A 19,535-nucleotide genomic window follows, 5' to 3' on the forward strand; every position below is an offset into this window, starting at 1 on the left:
GTTTATCAGGGCGCCTGAAGCTGAACGATCGTCACGGCGCCGTTCACCCGGTCGGCTGCAAACTTGACCTTGTTACCGACCTTTACCTGGTCGAGCATGGCAGGGTCCTTGACGCGAAAGACCATCGTCATCGCCGCCATGTTCAGGTTTTTCAGCTCGCCATGACGCAGCGTGATCTTCCCGGTTTCCTTGTCGATCTTCTTGACTTCGCCATCGGTCAGCTCGGCAGGTGCCGCCGCCTGGTGACCAGCATGTGCGGCGTGCGCATCGTGGGAACCGTGGCCGCTGTGCGCGCCTTGTTGGGCGGTCGCGATGGAGGCGGTTGCGGTCATTGCGATAGCAATGGCCAGTTTCGAAAGTGCGTTCATGGTGATTCCTTTCCTGGGTTGTAGTTGGTTTTAGTTGTAGTGCTTGAAGACCTTGGTTTGGCCATTGGCCTGTACAAGCAGGACGTCGTACGGGTCCTTGCGTGGTCCTTCCATTCCGGGCGAGCCAAGCGGCATCGCAGGAACGGCCAGACCCTTCGCCTTTGGTTTCTGTGCAAGCAGCCGCTTGATGTCGCTTGCCGGAACGTGTCCTTCGATGGCGTAGCCCTGGACCATGCCGGTATGGCAGGAGCCGAGTTTGTCCGGAATGCCGCCACGTTCCCGGTAGTCGGAAGGATTTTCGACATTGACGACACGCGTGGCGAAGCCATTCGCTTTCAGGTGCTCGACCCAGGCGCCGCAGCACCCGCACGATTCGCTCTTGAACACCTCGATAATGGGGGCGGCAGCCATCGCAAACATCGGCGTGCACAAGGCAGCTGCGATGGCAGCCCGGCTGAATAATCGTCGGATCATGAGATAGTCCTCTCGTACTATGATTGGTGACGTACTGTAGTTAGTGATGACCCTGGTGGCCAGTCGGCTTACGAACGGTTACCTCGATGTCCGCAGGCTTCACGGCGGGCATGGCCTGGCCGCCAGCCGCCTGGCTGCGCACGGCAGCCGGCGGCTCTCCCTTCCACTCGTAGGCAACCGTGCCTGCCGGGTGCTTGTACCAGCCGGGATCCTTGTAGTCGCCCGGCTTCTGGTCCTTGCGTACTTTCAGCACCGTGAACATCCCGCCCATCTCGACGCCGCCGAAGGGGCCCTGGCCCGTCATCATTGGCAAGGTGTTTTCCGGGATCGGCATCTCCATGTCACCCATCGAACCGCCTTTGTCGCCCATGACCATGTAGTCCGGGATCAGCTTCGTGATCTTCTCGGCGACACCGCGGTGGTCCACGCCGATCAGGGTAGGGACGTCGTGGCCCATGGCGTTCATGGTGTGGTGCGATTTGTGGCAGTGGAAGGCCCAGTCGCCCGGCTCGTCCGCGACGAACTCGATGGCGCGCATCTGGCCCACGGCGACGTCGGTCGTGACCTCGGGCCAGCGCGACTCGGGCCGCGTCCAGCCGCCATCGGTACCGGTCACCTCGAACTCGTGTCCATGCAGATGGATCGGGTGGTTCGTCATCGTCAGGTTGCCGGTGCGGATGCGCACGCGGTCGCCCTGGCGGACATTCATCGTGTCGATGCCGGGGAAGACCCGGCTGTTGAAGGTCCAGATATTAAAGTCGAGCATCTCGTTGACCTTTGGCGTATAGCTGCCGGGCTCGATGTCGTAGGCGTTGAGCAGGAAGACGAAGTCCCGGTCCACCGCATGGTGTTTCGGATTTTTCGGGTGGGTCACCCAGAACCCCATCATCCCCATCGCCATCTGCACCATCTCGTCAGCGTGCGGGTGATACATGAAGGTGCCGGGGCGCCGTGCCACAAATTCGTAGACAAAGGTCTTGCCCGGCTGGATACCGGGCTGGTTCAGACCAGTGACGCCGTCCATGCCGTTCGGCAGGCGCTGGCCATGCCAGTGGATGCTTGTGTGCTCCGGCAGGCGGTTGGTGACAAAAATGCGGACGCGGTCCCCCTCGACCACTTCGATCGTGGGGCCTGGGCTCTGGCCGTTGTAGCCCCACAGGTTGGCCTTCATGCCGGGCGCGATTTCACGTACCACCGGCTCGGCGATCAGGTGGAATTCCTTGACGCCGTTATTCATGCGCCACGGGAGCGACCAGCCGTTCAGGGTGACAACCGGGTTATACGGACGGCCGTTTGGAGGCGCCAGCGGCGGTTGCGTTGCCGCGGTGGTCATGATCGGCGCCTCGGGCAGCGTGGCGGCGCCTGCACGGCTTACCAGCCCGGCACCAACCAGCGCTGCGGCACCGGTGAAGAAATCTCGACGTGAATTCATTGTTGATCCTTCATTACTTATTCCTTGTTTTAATGTGCGGGCGCTGCTTCGGCGGAGGAGGCGGCGGCCAGCGAAAGGGACGACCCTCCGCTTCCGCTGATGGCCGCCTGCAGGTCCGTTTCGGCGATCCAGTAATCGCGCTGCGCTTCGATGGCAGCGTTCACGCCAGTGATCTGGGCACGTGCGTCGGCCAGCAGCTCGAAAACACTCATCAGCATGCCGTTGTACCGGAGCAGGGTCTCTTCAGAGATCTTCTTCTGCAGGGGAACGACCTCGTCGCGGTAGTGCCGGGCAACGTCATAGGTCGTGCGGTAGGCGGAATACGCTTCGCGCACCTGGGACCGGGCGACCGTGGCAGTATCGGCTGTACGGTGAACCGACTGCATGTAGAGCGCCTGTGCCTTTGCGGTACGGGCTCCACCCCAGTCGAAGATCGGCAGGGCCAACTCGATCTCGTAGCCGTTCTCCCGGGGGGAACCTGTTTTGCTCGAGTTCATATAGCCAGCGTCCAGAACGTTAACGAAGCCGGTCGCTTTGGTGAGGCCCAGCGCACGCGCCGTCGCCTCCGTGTCCAGTTTTGCCAGGCGCACGTCCAGACGCTGCTGCATCGCGGTCGCCTCGATATTCGCGGCGTCGCGCGGAGCAGCCGGCAGTTCCGGAAGCTTGTCCGGCAGCTGGAAAGCCGTGTTCGCACCCCATACGCCGATCAACCGGGTCAGCTGCTCGCGCGCTGCGGTCGCATTGTGTCGGGCGCGGGCGAGCTGCGCGGTTGACTCGGCCGAGAAGGCCTGCTCGCGTGCCTGGTCCAGGGCGCTGAGGTTGCCGACCCTGGCCATACGTTGGGCCAGCTCGGCACTTGCCTGGGCTGCGTCACGCACCTGTTCCGCGTAGCGCGCCGCCTGCACAGCGGCCACTGCATTGAAGTAAGCCTTGCGCGTGTCTGCAGCCAGGCGGACCGCCTCAGTAGCCGCGACGAGCTTGGCACTTTCGAAGCGGCGCGATTCGATATCCCGGCGCAGCGGAATTGTCAGCAGGCCGACCAGGTCGAACATGACACTGCGCTCAATCTCCGTTTCGCCGCCACCGGACATCCGGCCAAAGCTGAAGCTGGGGTTGGCCATGCGGCCAGCCTGGACGAGGTCGGCCTCGGCCACGCCAAGTTGGGCGAGCGCGGCACGCAAGCCGCGGTTATTGAGCAGGGCAATCCGTACCGCGCTGTCCGCCGAGAGCGGCTGCTTCAGCATGTCAGCAAGCTCGGCCTGCGCAGGCTCGCCGGTTGCGGCTGGAAGACGTATTTGCTGTCCGGTGCGCTCGGCCGTCAAGGCCGAGACACTGTCGAGGCCGCCATCTTTCGAGAAAGTAGCGCAACCGCTCAGGATCACGACCGCAACGGCTGCAGCAATGGCACGCAGTGAGGGAATTGGTGGCTTTATTGTCATTGGTGCCTTGGACTCAGTGATGTTTGCTGTGGTCAGCGGCAGGCTCGCTCGCTGGTTTGGCGGACGGCGCCGGCGCAGCCTGCGCCGCAGGTGCATGCCCCGCGTGCGCGTGGCCACTGGCTGCTCCAGCACCGGCTTCATGTCCGGGGTGGCCCGGGGCCGCCGCTACCGCGTCATTTGCCGCGCGCCAGATCTTGTCCGGCGTAACCTGGTTGTCGTCGGGCGCGGCGCGGGAAGCCTTCGTGACGACGGATTCGTACACGGCGGCCGGAACGGAGGCACGTGGGTCTGCCGGATCGGCTGGGCCGACGGATTGCTGAGCCAGTGCGGAAACAGGCACAGCCAGCAGGGCGCCAATGGTGGCGACCCAAAGCTTGAATGTCATGGTCAATCCTCAAAATCGGAAACAGGGCGCGGCGAGGCGCGCGCGTACGCTCAAGAGACGCAACCCCGGCGGCTTTGAATAGCCGGGTCAGCTCTTGATTCGATTAAGTGGATTAGTGCCGGGGAGGGCGCTGAGGGCCGTCCTGGATAAAGCCCACGGCGAAAGCCGCAGGCGAGGCAGCGGCTGCGTCCGAGCCGTCGAATGAAGGAACAGTAAGATTGGTCGACGAAGGTACGACCGCGCCAACGCAGAAAGTCGAGCACGCGCTGCACGAGCCGTGCGACTGCTTGTCAACGTTTGGGGAAGTGGAGTCTGTATCGGAGGACAGCTGAGCCGTGTGACCAGCGTGCTCCCCGCCGTGCTGAGCATGTTCGTCTGCTGCTGGCTCATGGTGCGGCGCAGCCGTACCAGTTGGTGGCTGCGACTGTTGATGAACCGGCGCGCAAGACATGCCGAGGCTGCCCGCGACCGCATGGAGCGGTAGTACGGCGATCAGCAGCCAGAGCAGGAATGTCTTCAGGGATCGGTTCATGGTCGAACGGAGTATATCACGACAATTTTAGGGCAGTAATGGACGACCGTGTCGGTGGCGGGCGAGCCAGGCGATGATGTTTGCAGCGATAAAAGTGGCGGCTTGCAGGCAAAAGTCTCCTTGACCTTCCAATCCTGGGAAGGTCTAAAGTGAATCCTGTCGATTGATACACTTTTTGGGGGGCTGCCATGAAACACGCGTTCAACGAGCATCCTGGGCACCAGCACGCAGACCCGGGTCACCATCAGCATTCTGGCCACATGCATGGCGCTGGCGCGCGGCCCACGGCTAGTGGCACATCGATCGAGCACGTCTCGTCTTCGGCTGAGAAGCAGTACACGCCTGCGGGAACCATCTACACCTGCCCGATGCATCCTGAAATTCAGCAACCCATGCCAGGGAACTGCCCGAGGTGCGGCATGGCCCTGGAGCCCATGCAGCCCTCCCTGGAGGACGAAGATAATCCCGAGCTGGCCGACTTCCGCCGCCGCTTCCGCTGGACGCTGCCGCTGACGATCGCCGTCACCCTCCTCGCTATGGCAGGGCACCGCGTCTTCAGCGGCGCCCTGGCATATCAAAGCTGGATAGAGCTCGTCCTCAGCACACCGGTCGTGCTGTGGGCGGGCTTGCCATTCTTCATGCGCGGTGCGCAGTCGATCAGGAACCGCAGCCCCAACATGTGGACGCTGATCAGTCTCGGGGTCAGCGCGGCCTACGGGTACAGCGTGGTCGCGACCCTGGCGCCAGGCCTGTTCCCGGCGGCGTTCGCTGAACACGGCCGTATCGGCGTCTACTACGAGGCCGCGGCGGTAATCGTGTCGCTGACCCTGATGGGCCAGATCCTGGAGCTGCGCGCGCGGTCGCAGACGTCCGCAGCCATCAAGTCCCTGCTTGGCCTCGCGCCCAAAACCGCCCGGCGCATACGCGCGGATGGCACCGAGGAGGACGTTGAGCTTTCGCATGTCCATATTGGCGACCTTCTGCGCGTGCGGCCTGGCGAGAAGGTGCCGGTCGACGGCACCGTCCTCGAGGGGGAAAGCGCGGTTGATGAAGCGATGCTGACCGGCGAGCCCTTACCGGTAACGAAGCGGCCCGGGGACAAGGTAATCGGTGCGACGATGAACGCCAGCGGCAGCCTCGTCATTCGTTCCGAGCGTGTCGGCTCGCAAACCATGCTTTCCCAGATCGTACAGATGGTCGCGCAGGCGCAGCGCTCGCGGGCGCCCATGCAGCGGCTGGCAGACGTCGTGGCGGGCTATTTCGTGATGGCAGTCGTGGTGATCGCACTGCTGACCTTGTTCGGGTGGGGCATGTTTGGTCCGGAACCGAGCTGGGTCTACGGTTTCGTCAACGCCGTCGCCGTCCTGATCATCGCCTGTCCCTGTGCGCTCGGCCTGGCGACGCCGATGTCGATCATGGCTGCCACGGGCCGTGCTGCGACCCAGGGTGTTCCGGGACGCCGCAGCGATCGAAGCGATGCGCAAGGTCGATACCATCATCGTCGACAAGACAGGCACGCTCACGCAAGGAAAGCCGGCCTTTGACCGCGCCATTGCCGCCTCCGGATTCCAGGAGGAAGACGTACTGCGAATCGCCGCCAGTATAGACCAGGGTAGCGAACACCCGCTGGCACATGCGATCGTCGCGGAAGCCCGCCGGCGCGACCTGGTGCTGGACAAGCCTGAAACGTTCGAGTCCTCCAGTGGGATCGGCGTGCGAGGAACGTTGAAGGGGCAGCAGGTAGCCTTGGGTAATACTGCGCTCATGGATGTCGGGAAGGTCGACTGGCGACCCTTGCAGCCTGCTGCGGAAGACCTTCGGCAAGTGGGGGCAAGCGTCATGTATCTGGCGTTGCAAGGCAAACTTGTCTGACTTATCGCCGTGTCCGACCCAATCAAGCAGACTACTCCCGAAGCTTTGGCAACGCTTCGGGACGCGGGAATGACGGTCGTGATGGCAACGGGTGACGGTGTCACCACCGCGAAAGCGGTCGCAGCAAAGCTGGGAATCGCTGAGGTGCATGGCGAGGTCAAACCCCAGGATAAACTCGCGCTGGTAGAGCGGCTGCAACAGCAGGGGCGAGTCGTGGCAATGGCAGGCGACGGCATCAACGACGCGCCCGCACTGGCAAAAGCGAACGTCGGCATCGCAATGGGGACGGGGACCGATGTCGCCATCAACTCCGCACATGTCACCCTGATCAAAGGCGACCTGCGCGCGATCGCGAGGTCCCGACTGCTGTCGCTCGAGACCGTGCGCAATATGCGCCAGAACCTCGGCTTCGCATTCGTCTACAACGCGCTCGGGATCCCGCTCGCCGCGGGCGTTCTGTATCCTTTCACCGGGCAACTGCTGTCGCCGATGATCGCTGCTCTGGCGATGAGCCTGAGCTCGGTGTCGGTGATCGGGAACGCGCTGCGGTTACGTGGGGTGGTCGCCCGAACAAAGGAGCCGGCGTGAACATGGACAGTCAAGTCGCTAGCCGTGACCTTTTGCGGAGGTATGCGAAAATGCTTGGACCGCAAACGGCGATCGCAAACGCACGCATTCTGTCCGTGCCGTTTGCGTGCCCACCGCCCTGTCATGGCTGCTCGACTGTGCCTCATGTCGGACGAAGCGCGGTACCCGGCCAATTTGTTGTTTACTGAGAGAATATGAAGGTAGTCGTCACGAGCGGTCGGCTCGACCTTGTTGCATTTGTCGGCCTTATTTTTGCGCTTGCTGCCTTCGGCTGTGTTGCTTGCTGGGAGGTGCACCGGCGGCGCCTGCGGAGCCGCCAAATCGCTCGTCATGGCGCCTCGGGCAAGAGTAAGAAGCGCGGCCGAGCCCGTACGGGTGGCAAAGGAAGATAGGTGTAGGGCCGAACGAAGACACACTACCAGTTCGCAGTGGATCAAGAACTAGACTTCGGATATCGGCGAGACCACGCAGATACTTCCGTAGAAACGCCCATCCCACCTCGACGTTCTAAATCCGGGGGGGGTAAGGCGAGAATAATAGATGAACTTAGCCTACCTCAGATGCCGGAAGGTACGACTTTAAACGTCTTAGGCCCCATGCGGACGTGGTCCGGCGTGATCTGTCGTCGCTAGCACATCAAGTTCGAAACTTGCGCCTCGATATGCCAGAAAGTCCATTCATCAGTTAATGGTGCGCCATGTGACGCAACGCGACAATCTAATGGTGCCCCGGAGCCGGAATCTGATACTCAGCTGACGCAACTCGTGGTTGCTTAGCCGGTATGTTCCCCTTATGGTTGAGTGATGTCTCGCATCTAACCCAGCGTTTTTAGGCCGCTTTGATGGTCTGGCCTGGGACAGTGGCGCCCGTAAAAAGTAGCCGGATCACTTCAGGCCGTTACCGTGTCCCGGACCGGTCGGCGTTCACCGAGGCACTGGCCAGCGCGCCAACGAGCTCGAGCAGCGAGGCCGACGGTATCCGACCCCGTTTTCTTCACAATGGTTCTGGCCAACCTGCCATGCCCACTATCGATGTCGCGACTGGCGGCGAGATTGATTGCAACGCGCGCATTGGATGCTCGCGCTCGCACCATCGCCTAGCCGTCGACAGCGTTCGACAGGATATTGGCCATGCCGACCTGCAGTATCGGTGCCCCCTGCGCGCGAAATGATGGTGTGTCACTACGTCACCTGACGTATGGTCTTCCCGCTCTTCAATGGTGATCATGGCAACAAACGGACACCATGAAAGGGACTGGGATGAAATCGACATACAAGGGAGCATTGCTGGGAGTCGTACTGGGGTGGGGCGCTGGAATGGCGGCGCCCGGCGCGCTGGCGGGCCCTACCATCCCGTTCGGCGAGGATAAATCGGTCAGCGTCGGTTTCGGCATGCGCGCCAGCTACACCAATACCGAAGATGCGGCGCCGGACGGCTCGCGAGCGAACGACTTCAACCTGGACAGCGCCCGCCTGTTTCTCGGCGCTTCCCTCAGCAAGCACATCCAGGGCATGTTGAACACCGAATGGGACGGCTCCAGCATCCGCGTGCTGGACGCCGCAGCCCAGTTCTCCTTCTCGCCGGAACTGAACGTATGGGCCGGGCGCATGCTGTCGCCGAGCGACCGCGCCAACATGGCCGGCCCCTACTACTCGCTGGGCGGCGGCTACTGGGCCGGTGTCGCCTCGCGCTACGGCTATAACGGTGGCATCTTCCGCGGCCGCGACGATGGCGTCACAGCCTGGGGCAACCTGGCCGGCGGCAGGCTCGGCTATTCGGTCGGCGCCTACGAGGGCCGCAGCTTCGGCATCGGCTCGCTGACGCAGCGCGAGGCGAGCGCCGCCGGGATTCGCGCCTCGGACAAGCCGATGGTCGCGGGCCGCCTTCAATACGACTTCTGGGACCTTGAACCGGGGTACTACGGCACCGGTAGCTACCTTGGCGGCAAGGACATCCTCGCGATCGGCCTGGCGGCACGCCAGCAGGCCGATGGCGTGCTGACGGCCGGCGGTATCGGCGACTACCAATCCTGGAGCGCCGACTTCCTGCTCGAGAAACGCCTGGCCGGAGCCGGCGCGGTGTCGCTCGAAGCCGCTTACTACGAGTACGACACCGACGACGTCGTCCTGGGCGAGCAGGGCAGGGCGTGGTCGGGCGGAGCCGGCTACATCTTCCCGGTCAGCCGCGGCAGCCTGCAGCCCTATGTCCGGTTCCAGAAATTCGAGGCCGACAGCGGCATCGACACGCGCCAGCAGGATGCCGGTGTGAACTGGGTCATCGACGGCTACAACGCGCAACTGGGCGCCCATTATTCGCGCACTGAGTCGCGCACCAGGACCACGCGCGCTGCCGACCAGTCGCGGCTGGTCGTCGCCCTGCAGCTCCAGTATTGATATCACCCTAACCATCAATGAGGACCACCATGCAAACACGTCGCACATTTGTCACTTCCATCGGCCGCATCGCCGCTGCTGCTGCCCTCGTCGCAAGCGGACTGCCCGCCCACGCCGCCGACACCATCAAGATCGGCATCCTGCATTCGCTGTCCGGCACCATGGCCATCTCCGAGACGTCGCTGAAGGACGTCGCCCTGATGACCATCGACGAGATCAACGCCAATGGCGGCGTCATGGGCAAGAAACTGGAGGCCGTGGTGGTCGATCCGGCCTCGAACTGGCCGCTGTTCGCGGAAAAAGCCAGGCAGCTGATCGTCAACGACAAGGTGGCGGCGGTATTCGGCTGCTGGACCTCGGTGTCGCGCAAGTCGGTGCTGCCGGTGTTCAAGGAGACCAACAACCTGCTGTTCTACCCGGTGCAGTACGAAGGCGAGGAACTCGAGAAGAACGTGTTCTACACCGGAGCGGCGCCGAACCAGCAGGCGATTCCGGCGGTCGAGTACCTGATGAGCAAGGACGGCGGCGGTGCGAAGCGCTTCGTGCTGCTCGGAACCGACTACGTGTACCCGCGCACCACCAACAAGATCTTGCGTGCTTTCCTGAAGAGCAAAGGCGTCAAGGACAGCGATATCCAGGAGGTGTATACGCCCTTCGGCCACGCCGACTACCAGACCATCGTCGCCAATATCAAGAAGTTCTCCGCCGGCGGCAAGACAGCCGTGATCTCGACCGTCAACGGCGACTCCAACGTGCCCTTCTACAAAGAGCTGGGCAATGCCGGCTTGAAGGCGACCGACGTGCCGGTGGTGGCGTTCTCGGTCGGCGAGGAAGAGCTGCGCGGAGTCGACACCAAGCCGCTGCTGGGTCACCTGGCTGCCTGGAATTATTTCGAGTCGGTCAAGAACCCGGCAAATGCCGCGTTCGTGAAGAAGTGGAAGGCCTATGCGCGCGCCAAGAAGCTGCCGAACGCAGCCACGGCCGTCACCAATGACCCAATGGAAGCGACCTATGTCGGCATCCACATGTGGGCCCAGGCAGTGGAAAAGGCGAAATCGACCAATACCGACAAGGTGATCGCGGCAATGGCAGGCCAGACCTTCAAGGCGCCCTCCGGTTACACGCTGACCATGGATGCGACCAACCATCACCTGCACAAGCCGGTGATGATCGGCGAGATCAAGGGCGACGGCCAGTTCTCGGTGGTGTGGAAGACCAAGGGGCCGGTGCGCGCCCAGCCGTGGAGCCCGTTCATTGCAGGGAACGAAGGCAAGCAGAAGCTGTAAGGCTGCCGGCACATCGTTCCCGCTTTCGCGGGAACGATAGCCCCAAAGCTCGCGTCATGCCCAGCAAGACCACTTAAAAGATTGTCCGATATGGCTTACTCCTTCAAGCATCTCATCGCCGTGGCGGCGCTCTCGCTCACTGCCGTCGTGGCCCAGGCCGCAGTCGATCCGGCGCTATTGAAACCCCTGGCCGGCGAAGACCCCGAAGCGCGCGTCGAAGCCGTCAGCCGCCTCGCCGCGCTGGCCAGCGACGACGCGCGCAAAGTGCTGCAGGCGCTGCAGGACGACGCCCTGTATGCCACGCCCGACGGCGCGGTGCTGGTCGTCGACGGCGAGCAGGCCTGGGACCCGGCGACAGGTATGGCGCTGGCCATGCCCGAGGGCGTCGATGGGATCGTCGTCAACAACCGCCTGCGCTCGGCGGTCGAGGGCGCGCTGTCGGGCATGGCGCTGCTCTCGCCCAGTCTCGAGAAGCGCCATGCCGCCGCGCTGGCGCTACAGGCGCGCAGCCTCGATCCGGGGCAGCTGCAGCTGGTCCGCACCGCCTTTGCCCGCGAACGCGATCCCGGCGTCAAGGCCATCCTGCAGAGCGTCATCGCAGGTGCCGACCTGCATTCGCCCGACCCGGCGCTGCGCAAGGCCGCCCTGGCCGAGCTGGCCGAGAGCGGCAGCGCGACGCTGCGTCCGCAGCTGCAGGCGATGCTGGAGAAGAACGGGGACGGCACGCATGCCGAGCCCGATGCCGGCGTGCGCGCCGCCGCTGCCGCCGCCCTGGGCGCGATCGAGCGCCGCGCAGGCCAGGCGGAATTCGTCGGCAAGCTGTTCTACGGCCTCTCGCTGGGCAGCGTGCTGCTGCTGGCCGCCCTCGGCTTGGCGATCACCTTCGGCCTGATGGGCATCATCAACATGGCGCACGGCGAACTGCTGATGATCGGCGCCTACACCACCTATCTGGTCCAGTCGCTGTTCCGGGCTTATCTGCCCGATGCGCTCGACTGGTACCTGGCGGCGGCGCTCCCCAGCGCATTCGTCGTGACCTTTGTGGTCGGCATGCTGCTCGAACGCAGCGTCATACGCTGGCTCTACGGACGGCCGCTGGAGACGCTCCTGGCGACCTGGGGCATCAGCCTGATGCTGATGCAGCTAGTGCGCACCATCTTCGGCGCCCAGAACGTCGAAGTGGCGAACCCGTCCTGGATGACGGGGGGCGTCACGGTGCTCGGCTCGCTGGTGCTGTCGTATAACCGCATCGTCATCATCGCGTTTGCGGTACTGGTGGTCGGCGCGGTGTGGCTCATCCTGAACAAGACCCGCCTTGGCCTGTTCGTGCGGGCCGTGATGCAGAACCGGCGCATGGCCGATTGCGTCGGCGTGCCTACCGGCCGCATCGACATGATGACCTTCGGCCTCGGTTGCGGCATTGCCGGGCTGGGCGGCGTGGCCTTGTCGCAGCTTGGTAACGTCGGTCCCGACCTAGGACAGGCCTACATCGTCGATTCCTTCATGGTCGTGGTGCTGGGCGGCGTCGGGCAGCTGGCCGGGACCGTGGTCGGCGCCTTCGGCCTGGGCGAAGTCAATAAATTCCTCGAACCGCTAGCGGGAGCCGTCATGGCCAAAATCTGCATCCTCGTATTCATCATCATCTTCATCCAGCGCCGCCCGCAGGGCCTGTTCGCGCTGAAAGGAAGGAGCGTCGAATGAAGCGCCTTTTTTCGACTCGCGCCTGGATCGGATTCGGCGTCCTCACCGTGGGGGCCGCACTGCTGCCGCTGCTGAACCTGGTTTTCCCCGAAGGCCATGCGCTGCACGTGTCGGGCTATGCGATGGGCCTGGTGGGTAAATTCATGTGCTATGCGCTGGCGGCGCTGGCACTCGACCTGGTGTGGGGCTACACCGGCATCCTGTCGCTTGGCCATGGGCTGTTCTTCGCACTGGGCGGCTATGCCCACGGCATGTACCTGATGCGCGCGGTCGGCCGCGACGGCGCGCATCAGTCCACTGCGCAGTCGACGCTGCCCGAGTTCATGGTCTTCCTCGACTGGAAGGACTATCCATGGTACTGGGCCATGACCGACAACTTCTGGTACTGCATGGCGCTGGTGGTGCTGGTGCCGGGCCTGCTCGCCTTTGTGTTCGGCTACTTCGCTTTCCGTTCGCGCATCAAGGGCGTGTATTTTTCGATCATCACCCAGGCACTGACCTACGCCTTCATGCTGCTGTTCTTCCGTAACGACACGGGCTTTGGCGGCAACAACGGCTTCACCGACTTCAAGCACATCCTCGGCTTCGGCATCACCGAACCGGGGGCCCGCGCGGCGCTCTATCTCGTGACGCTGGCCCTGCTGGCAGGCGCGCTGCTGCTGTGCCGCTGGATCGTCACTTCGCGCCTCGGTCGCGTGCTGCAGGCCGTGCGCGATTCCGAATCGCGCCTGATGTTCATCGGCTACGACCCGCTGTGGTTCAAGCTGTTCGTCTGGACCCTGTCGGCGGTGCTGTGCGGGATCGCCGGCGCGCTGTACGTGCCGCAGGTCGGCATCATCAATCCGTCCGAGATGTCGCCAGGAAACTCCATTGAGATGGTGATCTGGGCGGCAGTAGGCGGGCGCGGCACCCTGGTCGGCCCGATCCTGGGAGCGTTCGCGGTGAACGGCCTGAAAAGCTGGTTCACCGCAGCTTTCCCTGACCTGTGGCTGTTCGCGCTGGGACTCCTCTTCATCCTGGTGACGCTGTTCATGCAGAAGGGGATACTGGGATTGTTCGCTCAATTGAAACAACTGAAACGCACGAAGGCCGCCGCTGCCGACACCGCAGTATCTGCGCCCCAGGTAAAGGAGGCCGCATGAACGCCGTCAAGCGAGAAGGGCTGGACACGGCGCACGGCGCGATCCTCTATCTAGAGGACGTCACCGTCACCTTCGACGGCTTCCGGGCCATCAACAAGCTGAACCTGGATATTTCGGTCGGCGAGCTGCGCTGCATCATCGGGCCGAACGGCGCCGGCAAGACCACGATGATGGATGTCATCACGGGCAAGACCCGCCCGAGTGCCGGCAGCGCCTTCTTCGGCCAGACCTACGACCTGACGCGGATGACGGAATTCGAGATCGCCCACGCCGGCATCGGCCGCAAGTTCCAGCGTCCTACCGTGTTCGAGCAGCACACGGTATTCGAGAACCTGGAGCTGGCGATGAAGATGGACAAGCGCATACGTCCCACGCTGTTTGCGCGGCTCTCCTCCGAGCAGGAAGACAGGATCGCGGCCGTGGCGCGCCTGATCCGCCTGCACGGGCAGGAAGGGCGGCTGGCCGGGCTCTTGTCGCACGGCCAGAAGCAGTGGCTCGAGATCGGCATGCTGCTGATGCAGGAGCCGCAGCTGATCCTGCTGGACGAGCCAGTGGCGGGCATGTCCGACGCGGAAACCGCGCGCACGGCCGAGTTGCTGAACGAGTTACGCGGCAAGCATTCGATCATGGTGGTCGAGCACGACATGGGTTTCGTGACCGAGATCGCGCAGCAGGGCAAGGTAACGGTGCTGCATGAGGGATCGGTGCTGGCCGAGGGCACGATGGACCAGGTCCAGGCGGACGAGCGGGTGATCGACGTCTACCTCGGGCGGTAAGGATGAAAACAGGAACGCGGACAGGAAAACATATGCTGAAAGTCGAGCAAATCAACCAGTATTACGGCTCCTCGCACACCCTGCGCGGCGTCTCGCTGGCGGTAGAAAAAGGCCAATGCATGGCGCTGCTGGGCCGCAACGGCGTCGGCAAGACCACCTTGCTGAAGTGCCTGATGGGGGTGCTTCCCGTCGCGCGCGGCAGGGTAGCGTGGAACGGGCGCGACATCACCCGCCTCAAACCGCACCAGCGCGCTGCAGCCGGCATCGCCTACGTTCCCCAGGGCCGCGACATCTTCGCGCGGCTGACGGTGGAGGAGAACCTGAAGATGGGCATGGCCACGCTTCCTGCACGGAAGGCAGCGACGGTCAGCGGCGAAGTCTATGAGCTGTTCCCGGTGCTGAAAGACATGCTCCACCGGCGCGGCGGCGACCTCTCCGGAGGCCAGCAGCAGCAACTGGCCATCGCGCGCGCGCTTCTCCAGCAGCCCAAGCTGATCATCTTCGACGAGCCTACCGAGGGCATCCAGCCCTCGATCATCAAGGACATCGAGCGCGTGATCCGCCTGCTGAGGGAGCGCGGCGACATGGGCATCCTGCTGTGCGAGCAGTATTTCGATTTTGCGCATGCGCTGGCGGACAGGTTCGTGGTGCTGTCGCGCGGCGAAGTGGTAGCCAGCGGCGGGAAGGAGGAAATGGGCGGCGAGGACGTGAAGCGGCACTTGTCGGTGTGAGGGCGCCTGGCGCTCCAGATATGGACGCTCAGGCCTCCGCCGGCCCCGCGGCGTCGGAAGAACTGCCGCGCAGCCGGTTCACTGCCAGGGCGGCAGCCGCGGTGCGGGTCTCCACCCCCAGCTTGCTGAACACATGTTCGAGGTGCTTGTTCACGGTGCGCGGACTGGTGCCGAGGATGTCGCCGATGTCGCGGTTGGTCTTGCCCATCATCGCCCAGTGCAGCACTTCCGCTTCGCGCTGGGTCAGCCGGAACAGGGCCATCAGCGCCTGTACCCGTGCGCCGTCGGATTCCTCGCGCAGCACGACCATCCGCTGCTCGCCACCGTCGCCGCCGCTGTCGGCCAGCGAAAACACCAGGCGCGAGGACGCCCTGGCGATCGTGAGCTGGCCGACGGCGCCGCCGGCCAGCCAGGCTTCGAGCGGTGCCGGTGTCTCCGCGTGCAAGGCCGTTCCCGGGAGCGGGAAGTACTTCTGCATCCACTGCCGCGCCAGCGGCGTCTGCCATACGATGCGGCCGTCGCCCGGGGTGACCGCCAGCGCCGCGTTGCCGAAGGCGTCGAGCGCGCTGTGGGCCTGGTTCATCAGGCGCGCCGTGTTCAGGTGCGCGCCAATGCGCGCCAGCACCTCGCTCTGGCGTACCGGCTTGGTCACGTAGTCGGTGCCGCCGGCGCCGAAGGCCGAGACCACGTGTTCGGCCTCGGTCAGCCCGGTCATGAAGATGATCGGGGTGGCGCGCGTGACAGTGTGGGCGCGCAGGCGGCGGCAGGTTTCGAAGCCGTCCATGCCCGGCATGACGGCATCGAGCAGGATGATGTCCGGGGCCAGCTGCTCGACGCGTTCGAGTGCCGCGGCGCCGCTGTTCGCAACCAGCACCATGAAGCCGGCTTCGTCGAGCGCGTCGTGCAGCACGGCCAGGTTTTCCGGCACGTCGTCCACGATCAGCACAACAGGGCTGGCATGGCGGTCAATCGGGCTGGCTTGCATTCTTTTCTCCCTGTTCCAGGAATCGTGACATCGCCTCCAGGTCGAAGCGCGCGGCCAGGGCGCGCATCGCTTCGGCGAAGGCCGTGTAGTCGTGACCGAGCGCGGCGATCTCGTCGAGCTGTTGCCCGACACCGCGCATATATCCAATGCCCAGCTGGCTGCGCAGCGCCTCCAGCCGGGGCGCGGGCGGGAAGCGCATCGGCAAGGGTTTTTCTGCTATCGGCGTCGAGGCCTGCACAGTCCAGTCGAGCTGCAGGCGGCGCCCGATCCGCTCCAGCAGCTCGGCCACGTTGACTGGCTTTACGATGAAATCTTCGGCGGCGATCGCGGCCGGGTTGTCCAGCCCCCTGTCGTAGGCATTGGCCGACACGATCAGGATCGGTACCGTTGAACCGTGCACCGTGCGGATGATGCTGCTCGCTTCCCAGCCGTCCATGCCGGGCATGGCCAGGTCCATCAGGATCAGGTCGGGCTGGAACCCGGGGTAGCGTTCCAGGCATTCCTGGCCGGTCGCGGCCTGCGCTGTTTCAAAGCCGAGCGGCGCCAGGATGTCGACCAGCAGTTCGCGGTCGACCCGCTCGTTGTCGACCACCAGGACCTTGCGGCGCACTCCCGCATACCCGGTGTATGCCGCCGCGCGGATGGCCACGCTGCCGGCGGCGCCATGCACCCGCGGCAGGCGCAGGCGGACCTGGAAGGTGGTGCCGGTACCGGGAATGCTGTCCAGCGTGAGCTCGCCGCCCATCAGCTCGACCAGCAGCTTGCTGATCGGCAGACCCAGGCCGGTACCGGCAACGCCTGGCTGGTTGCCGGCGCTGCCGCGCGAGAAGGGCTCGAAGATCTGCTCCGCCTCGTCCGGCAGGATGCCGACGCCGGTGTCCTCGATCTCGAACAGGGCCTGGTCGCGTGCGTAACGCACGCGCAGCACGATGCCGCCGCGCTGGGTGAACTTGACCGCGTTGCCGAGGATGTTGATCAGGATTTGTCCGAGCCGCTTGCGGTCCGCGCGCACCACGCGCGGCAACTCCCCCTCGGGCTCGTAGCGGAAGCGCAAGCCCCTGGCTCCGGCCTGCTGCTCGAACATGCTCACCAGCTGGCCGATGAAGTCGGGGAAGTCCAGCTCGCGGATGTCGAAGCGGAACTTGCCGCCCTCGATGCGCGCGATGTCGAGCGTGCCCTCGATCAGCGACAGCAGGTGCTCGCCGCTCGACCGGATCACGCGGATCGCCTGCTGGCGGTGGGGCGGGATGGAGGGATCGTCGTCGAGCAGCTGGGCATAGCCGAGGATGCTGTTGAGCGGCGTGCGGATCTCGTGGCTGATGCCCGCGATGTAGCGGCTCTTGGCCTGGTTGGCCTGGTCGGCCTGGCGTTTCGCCTGCTGCAGTGCGGCGTCGGTGCGGCCGTGGAGCTCGATCTCGCGCTGCAGCAGGCTGGTCTGCCGGTTCGATTCTTCCTGCGCCACGCGCCGGCTCGCGCCGGTCAGCACCAGCCACCAGGCCACGATCCCGCTGGCCAGCAGCAGCCCGCCGAACACCTTCAGGTAGGCCAGGCGCAGGGCGGGCAACAGGGCGCTGCCGGCTGCGCCAAGCGCATTCTGCTCGTGCACGTAGAGCAGTCCGAGCAGGGCGCCGAGGAACAGTACCATCCCGCTCATCAGCAGCAGGTAGTGGCCCAGGCCGCTCGTCATGTAAGGCCACATCCGTACCGGAAGCAGCTTCTTCATCGCGTCTTCCCACTGGCGCGAGAAACGCGCATGCGGCTTGCAGACGTCGTTGCAGCGCGCGTCCAGGCAGCAGCACAGCGAGCAGATCGCTCCCTGGTAGGCCGGGCAATGCGCCATGTCCTCGGTCTCGTACTCCTTCTCGCAGATACTGCAGGCCCTGGTGTGCGCACCTCCCTCTGGCCCGGCGCCCCCGGTGGTTCCCCACTTGTGTGCCGGGCGCGCCAGGTAGTACTTGCCGCGCGTGGCCCAGGCAATAAGGGGCGCCGCCACCAGGGCCGTGCCGAGCGCGATGAAGGCCGAGAAGGCCTGGGCGTGTGCGCCGAACAGGCCGAGGAAGGCGGCCACCGACAGTGCCGATGCCAGCAGCATCGCGCCCACGCCGACCGGATTGATGTCGTAAAGGTAGGCGCGGCGGAACTCGATGCCTTTCGGGGACAGCCCCAGCGGCTTGTTGATCATCAGGTCGGCCACCACCGCCGTGATCCAGGCGATCGCGATGTTCGAGTACAGCCCGAGCACCTGCTCGAGCGCCTGGAACACGTCGAGCTCCATGAGAAGCACCGCGATCAGGGCGTTGAACACGGCCCACACGACGCGCCCGGGATGGCTGTGGGTGAGGCGCGCAAAGAAGTTCGACCAGGCCAGCGAGCCGGCGTAGGCATTGGTCATGTTGATCTTGACCTGCGAAATGACGACGAACAGGGCGGTCACCAGAACGGCGGCGGTCGGGCTGGCGAACACCTGGCCGAAGCCGGCCAGGTACATCACGTTCGGATTGACCGCCTGTGCGAACGAGGCGCCGCCCTGGATCGCCAGCAACGCAAGCAGGGCGCCGCCCAGCATCTTGGCGATGCCGAGCACGATCCAGCCGGGACCGGCCACCAGCACGCCCAGGTGCCAGCGCAGGCGGTTGGCGGCGGTCTGCTCTGGCATGAAGCGCAGGAAGTCGACCTGCTCGCCGATCTGGGTGATCAGGGCCACCCCGACCGCGGTGGCGGCGCCGAACATCAGCATGTTGAACTCGCCGTTCGCCGGCGACCGGCCAGCGAAATGGACCAGGTCGGCGACGAGGGCCGGCTGCTTGTGGGCGATGGCGATGAAGGGCAAGGCCAGCAGCAACAGCCACACTGGCTGGCTCAGCATCTGGATGCGGCTGATCAGGGTCACTCCGTGCGTGACCAGCGGAATCACGGCCAGTGCGCTGACCAGGTAGCCCAGGTACAACGGCAGCCCGAAATACAGTTCCAGCGCATAGGCCATGATCGCCGCTTCCAGCGCGAACAGGATGAAGGTGAAGGAGGCGTAGACGAAGGAGGAGATGGTCGAGCCGATGTAGCCGAAGCCGGCGCCGCGCGTCAGCAGGTCCATGTCCACGCCATAGCGGGCGGCGTAATAACTGATCGGCAGCCCGGTCAGGAAGATGATCAGGCCGACGGTGAGGATGGCCCAGAAAGCGTTGATGAAGCCGTAGTTGACGGCGATGGTGCCGCCGATCGCTTCCAGCACCAGGAAGGAGATCGCCCCGAAGGCCGTGTTCGAGACTCGGAATACCGACCACTTGCGGAAGGACCGCGGCGTAAAGCGCAACGCATAGTCTTCGATGGTCTCGTCGGCGACCCATGTGTTGTAGTCGCGCCGTATCTTGACGATGCGTTGTGGCGGTTCCGGGTCGCAGGCGGCGCCCGGTCCTGGTGCGGCGCGCGACATG

13 protein-coding genes and 1 pseudogene are annotated in these 19,535 nt (G+C 64.4%); 7 read left to right on the top strand and 7 right to left on the bottom strand.

All coding sequences use genetic code 11. The features are described from left to right. Positions 1-5 precede the first annotated feature (5 nt). Genes ACFPN5_RS12035 through ACFPN5_RS12055 form a run of 5 tightly spaced genes read right to left on the bottom strand, consistent with a single transcriptional unit; the run spans position 6 to position 4,098 of the window. Positions 6-368 carry a copper-binding protein gene (locus tag ACFPN5_RS12035; RefSeq protein WP_379783496.1) on the bottom strand — a complete coding sequence of 121 codons (363 nt, stop codon included), beginning with the start codon at positions 366-368 and terminating at the stop codon, positions 6-8. 30 nt (positions 369-398) lie between these two features. Next, positions 399-842, bottom strand: coding sequence for a DUF411 domain-containing protein (locus tag ACFPN5_RS12040; protein ID WP_379783498.1), 444 nt, complete (start codon positions 840-842; stop codon positions 399-401). 40 nt (positions 843-882) lie between these two features. Further along, on the bottom strand, positions 883-2,274 hold the full coding sequence (locus ACFPN5_RS12045; RefSeq protein ID WP_379783500.1) for a multicopper oxidase family protein: 1,392 nt from the start codon (positions 2,272-2,274) through the stop codon (positions 883-885). Between the two features lie 29 nt (positions 2,275-2,303). Continuing rightward, positions 2,304-3,713 (bottom strand): TolC family protein, encoded by a 1,410-nt coding sequence (locus ACFPN5_RS12050; protein ID WP_379783502.1) that lies wholly within the window; start codon positions 3,711-3,713, stop codon positions 2,304-2,306. A 13-nt stretch (positions 3,714-3,726) separates the two neighbouring features. After that, entirely contained in the window at positions 3,727-4,098 is a 372-nt protein-coding gene (locus ACFPN5_RS12055) for a hypothetical protein (protein WP_379783504.1), read from the bottom strand. Between the two features lie 900 nt (positions 4,099-4,998). Between ACFPN5_RS12055 and ACFPN5_RS12060 the strand changes: the two are divergent. The 7 genes and pseudogenes from ACFPN5_RS12060 (at position 4,999) to urtE (ending at position 15,119) form a co-directional block, all read left to right on the top strand. Continuing rightward, positions 4,999-7,090, top strand: a pseudogene (locus tag ACFPN5_RS12060) (copper-transporting P-type ATPase). A gap of 1,259 nt (positions 7,091-8,349) precedes the next feature. Further along, positions 8,350-9,483, top strand: coding sequence for a porin (locus ACFPN5_RS12065; protein WP_379783506.1), 1,134 nt, complete (start codon positions 8,350-8,352; stop codon positions 9,481-9,483). A gap of 29 nt (positions 9,484-9,512) precedes the next feature. Continuing rightward, positions 9,513-10,769, top strand: a complete 1,257-nt coding sequence (gene urtA / locus ACFPN5_RS12070; RefSeq protein WP_379783508.1) for an urea ABC transporter substrate-binding protein — start codon at positions 9,513-9,515, stop codon at positions 10,767-10,769. A 90-nt stretch (positions 10,770-10,859) separates the two neighbouring features. After that, positions 10,860-12,470 carry an urea ABC transporter permease subunit UrtB gene (gene urtB / locus ACFPN5_RS12075; protein WP_379783510.1) on the top strand — a complete coding sequence of 537 codons (1,611 nt, stop codon included), beginning with the start codon at positions 10,860-10,862 and terminating at the stop codon, positions 12,468-12,470. Next, entirely contained in the window at positions 12,467-13,612 is a 1,146-nt protein-coding gene (gene urtC, locus ACFPN5_RS12080; protein WP_379783512.1) for an urea ABC transporter permease subunit UrtC, read from the top strand. The genes urtB and urtC overlap by 4 nt, the downstream gene beginning before the upstream one ends. Further along, positions 13,609-14,388, top strand: coding sequence for an urea ABC transporter ATP-binding protein UrtD (gene urtD / locus ACFPN5_RS12085; RefSeq protein WP_379783514.1), 780 nt, complete (start codon positions 13,609-13,611; stop codon positions 14,386-14,388). Before urtC ends, urtD begins: the two co-directional genes overlap by 4 nt. Before the next feature lie 32 nt (positions 14,389-14,420). Continuing rightward, positions 14,421-15,119, top strand: a complete 699-nt coding sequence (gene urtE, locus ACFPN5_RS12090; RefSeq protein ID WP_379783516.1) for an urea ABC transporter ATP-binding subunit UrtE — start codon at positions 14,421-14,423, stop codon at positions 15,117-15,119. A gap of 28 nt (positions 15,120-15,147) precedes the next feature. On the opposite strand, the gene ACFPN5_RS12095 is transcribed toward urtE, so the two are convergent. After that, positions 15,148-16,104 carry a response regulator gene (locus ACFPN5_RS12095; RefSeq protein WP_379783518.1) on the bottom strand — a complete coding sequence of 319 codons (957 nt, stop codon included), beginning with the start codon at positions 16,102-16,104 and terminating at the stop codon, positions 15,148-15,150. After that, positions 16,085-19,534 carry a hybrid sensor histidine kinase/response regulator gene (locus ACFPN5_RS12100; RefSeq protein WP_379783520.1) on the bottom strand — a complete coding sequence of 1,150 codons (3,450 nt, stop codon included), beginning with the start codon at positions 19,532-19,534 and terminating at the stop codon, positions 16,085-16,087. The genes ACFPN5_RS12095 and ACFPN5_RS12100 overlap by 20 nt, the downstream gene beginning before the upstream one ends. Position 19,535 lies beyond the last annotated feature (1 nt).

The organism is Massilia niabensis (assembly GCF_042655085.1).
In the GTDB taxonomy this organism is placed as follows: Bacteria; Pseudomonadota; Gammaproteobacteria; order Burkholderiales; family Burkholderiaceae_D; genus Telluria; species Telluria niabensis.

Coding starts and splice junctions, on each gene's coding strand:
- ACFPN5_RS12035 (WP_379783496.1), bottom strand. CDS start 368: ATGAACGCACTTTCGAAACTGGCCATTGCTATCGCAATGACCGCAACC.
- ACFPN5_RS12040 (WP_379783498.1), bottom strand. CDS start 842: ATGATCCGACGATTATTCAGCCGGGCTGCCATCGCAGCTGCCTTGTGC.
- ACFPN5_RS12045 (WP_379783500.1), bottom strand. CDS start 2,274: ATGAATTCACGTCGAGATTTCTTCACCGGTGCCGCAGCGCTGGTTGGT.
- ACFPN5_RS12050 (WP_379783502.1), bottom strand. CDS start 3,713: ATGACAATAAAGCCACCAATTCCCTCACTGCGTGCCATTGCTGCAGCC.
- ACFPN5_RS12055 (WP_379783504.1), bottom strand. CDS start 4,098: ATGACATTCAAGCTTTGGGTCGCCACCATTGGCGCCCTGCTGGCTGTG.
- ACFPN5_RS12065 (WP_379783506.1), top strand. CDS start 8,350: ATGAAATCGACATACAAGGGAGCATTGCTGGGAGTCGTACTGGGGTGG.
- urtA (WP_379783508.1), top strand. CDS start 9,513: ATGCAAACACGTCGCACATTTGTCACTTCCATCGGCCGCATCGCCGCT.
- urtB (WP_379783510.1), top strand. CDS start 10,860: ATGGCTTACTCCTTCAAGCATCTCATCGCCGTGGCGGCGCTCTCGCTC.
- urtC (WP_379783512.1), top strand. CDS start 12,467: ATGAAGCGCCTTTTTTCGACTCGCGCCTGGATCGGATTCGGCGTCCTC.
- urtD (WP_379783514.1), top strand. CDS start 13,609: ATGAACGCCGTCAAGCGAGAAGGGCTGGACACGGCGCACGGCGCGATC.
- urtE (WP_379783516.1), top strand. CDS start 14,421: ATGCTGAAAGTCGAGCAAATCAACCAGTATTACGGCTCCTCGCACACC.
- ACFPN5_RS12095 (WP_379783518.1), bottom strand. CDS start 16,104: ATGCAAGCCAGCCCGATTGACCGCCATGCCAGCCCTGTTGTGCTGATC.
- ACFPN5_RS12100 (WP_379783520.1), bottom strand. CDS start 19,534: ATGTCGCGCGCCGCACCAGGACCGGGCGCCGCCTGCGACCCGGAACCG.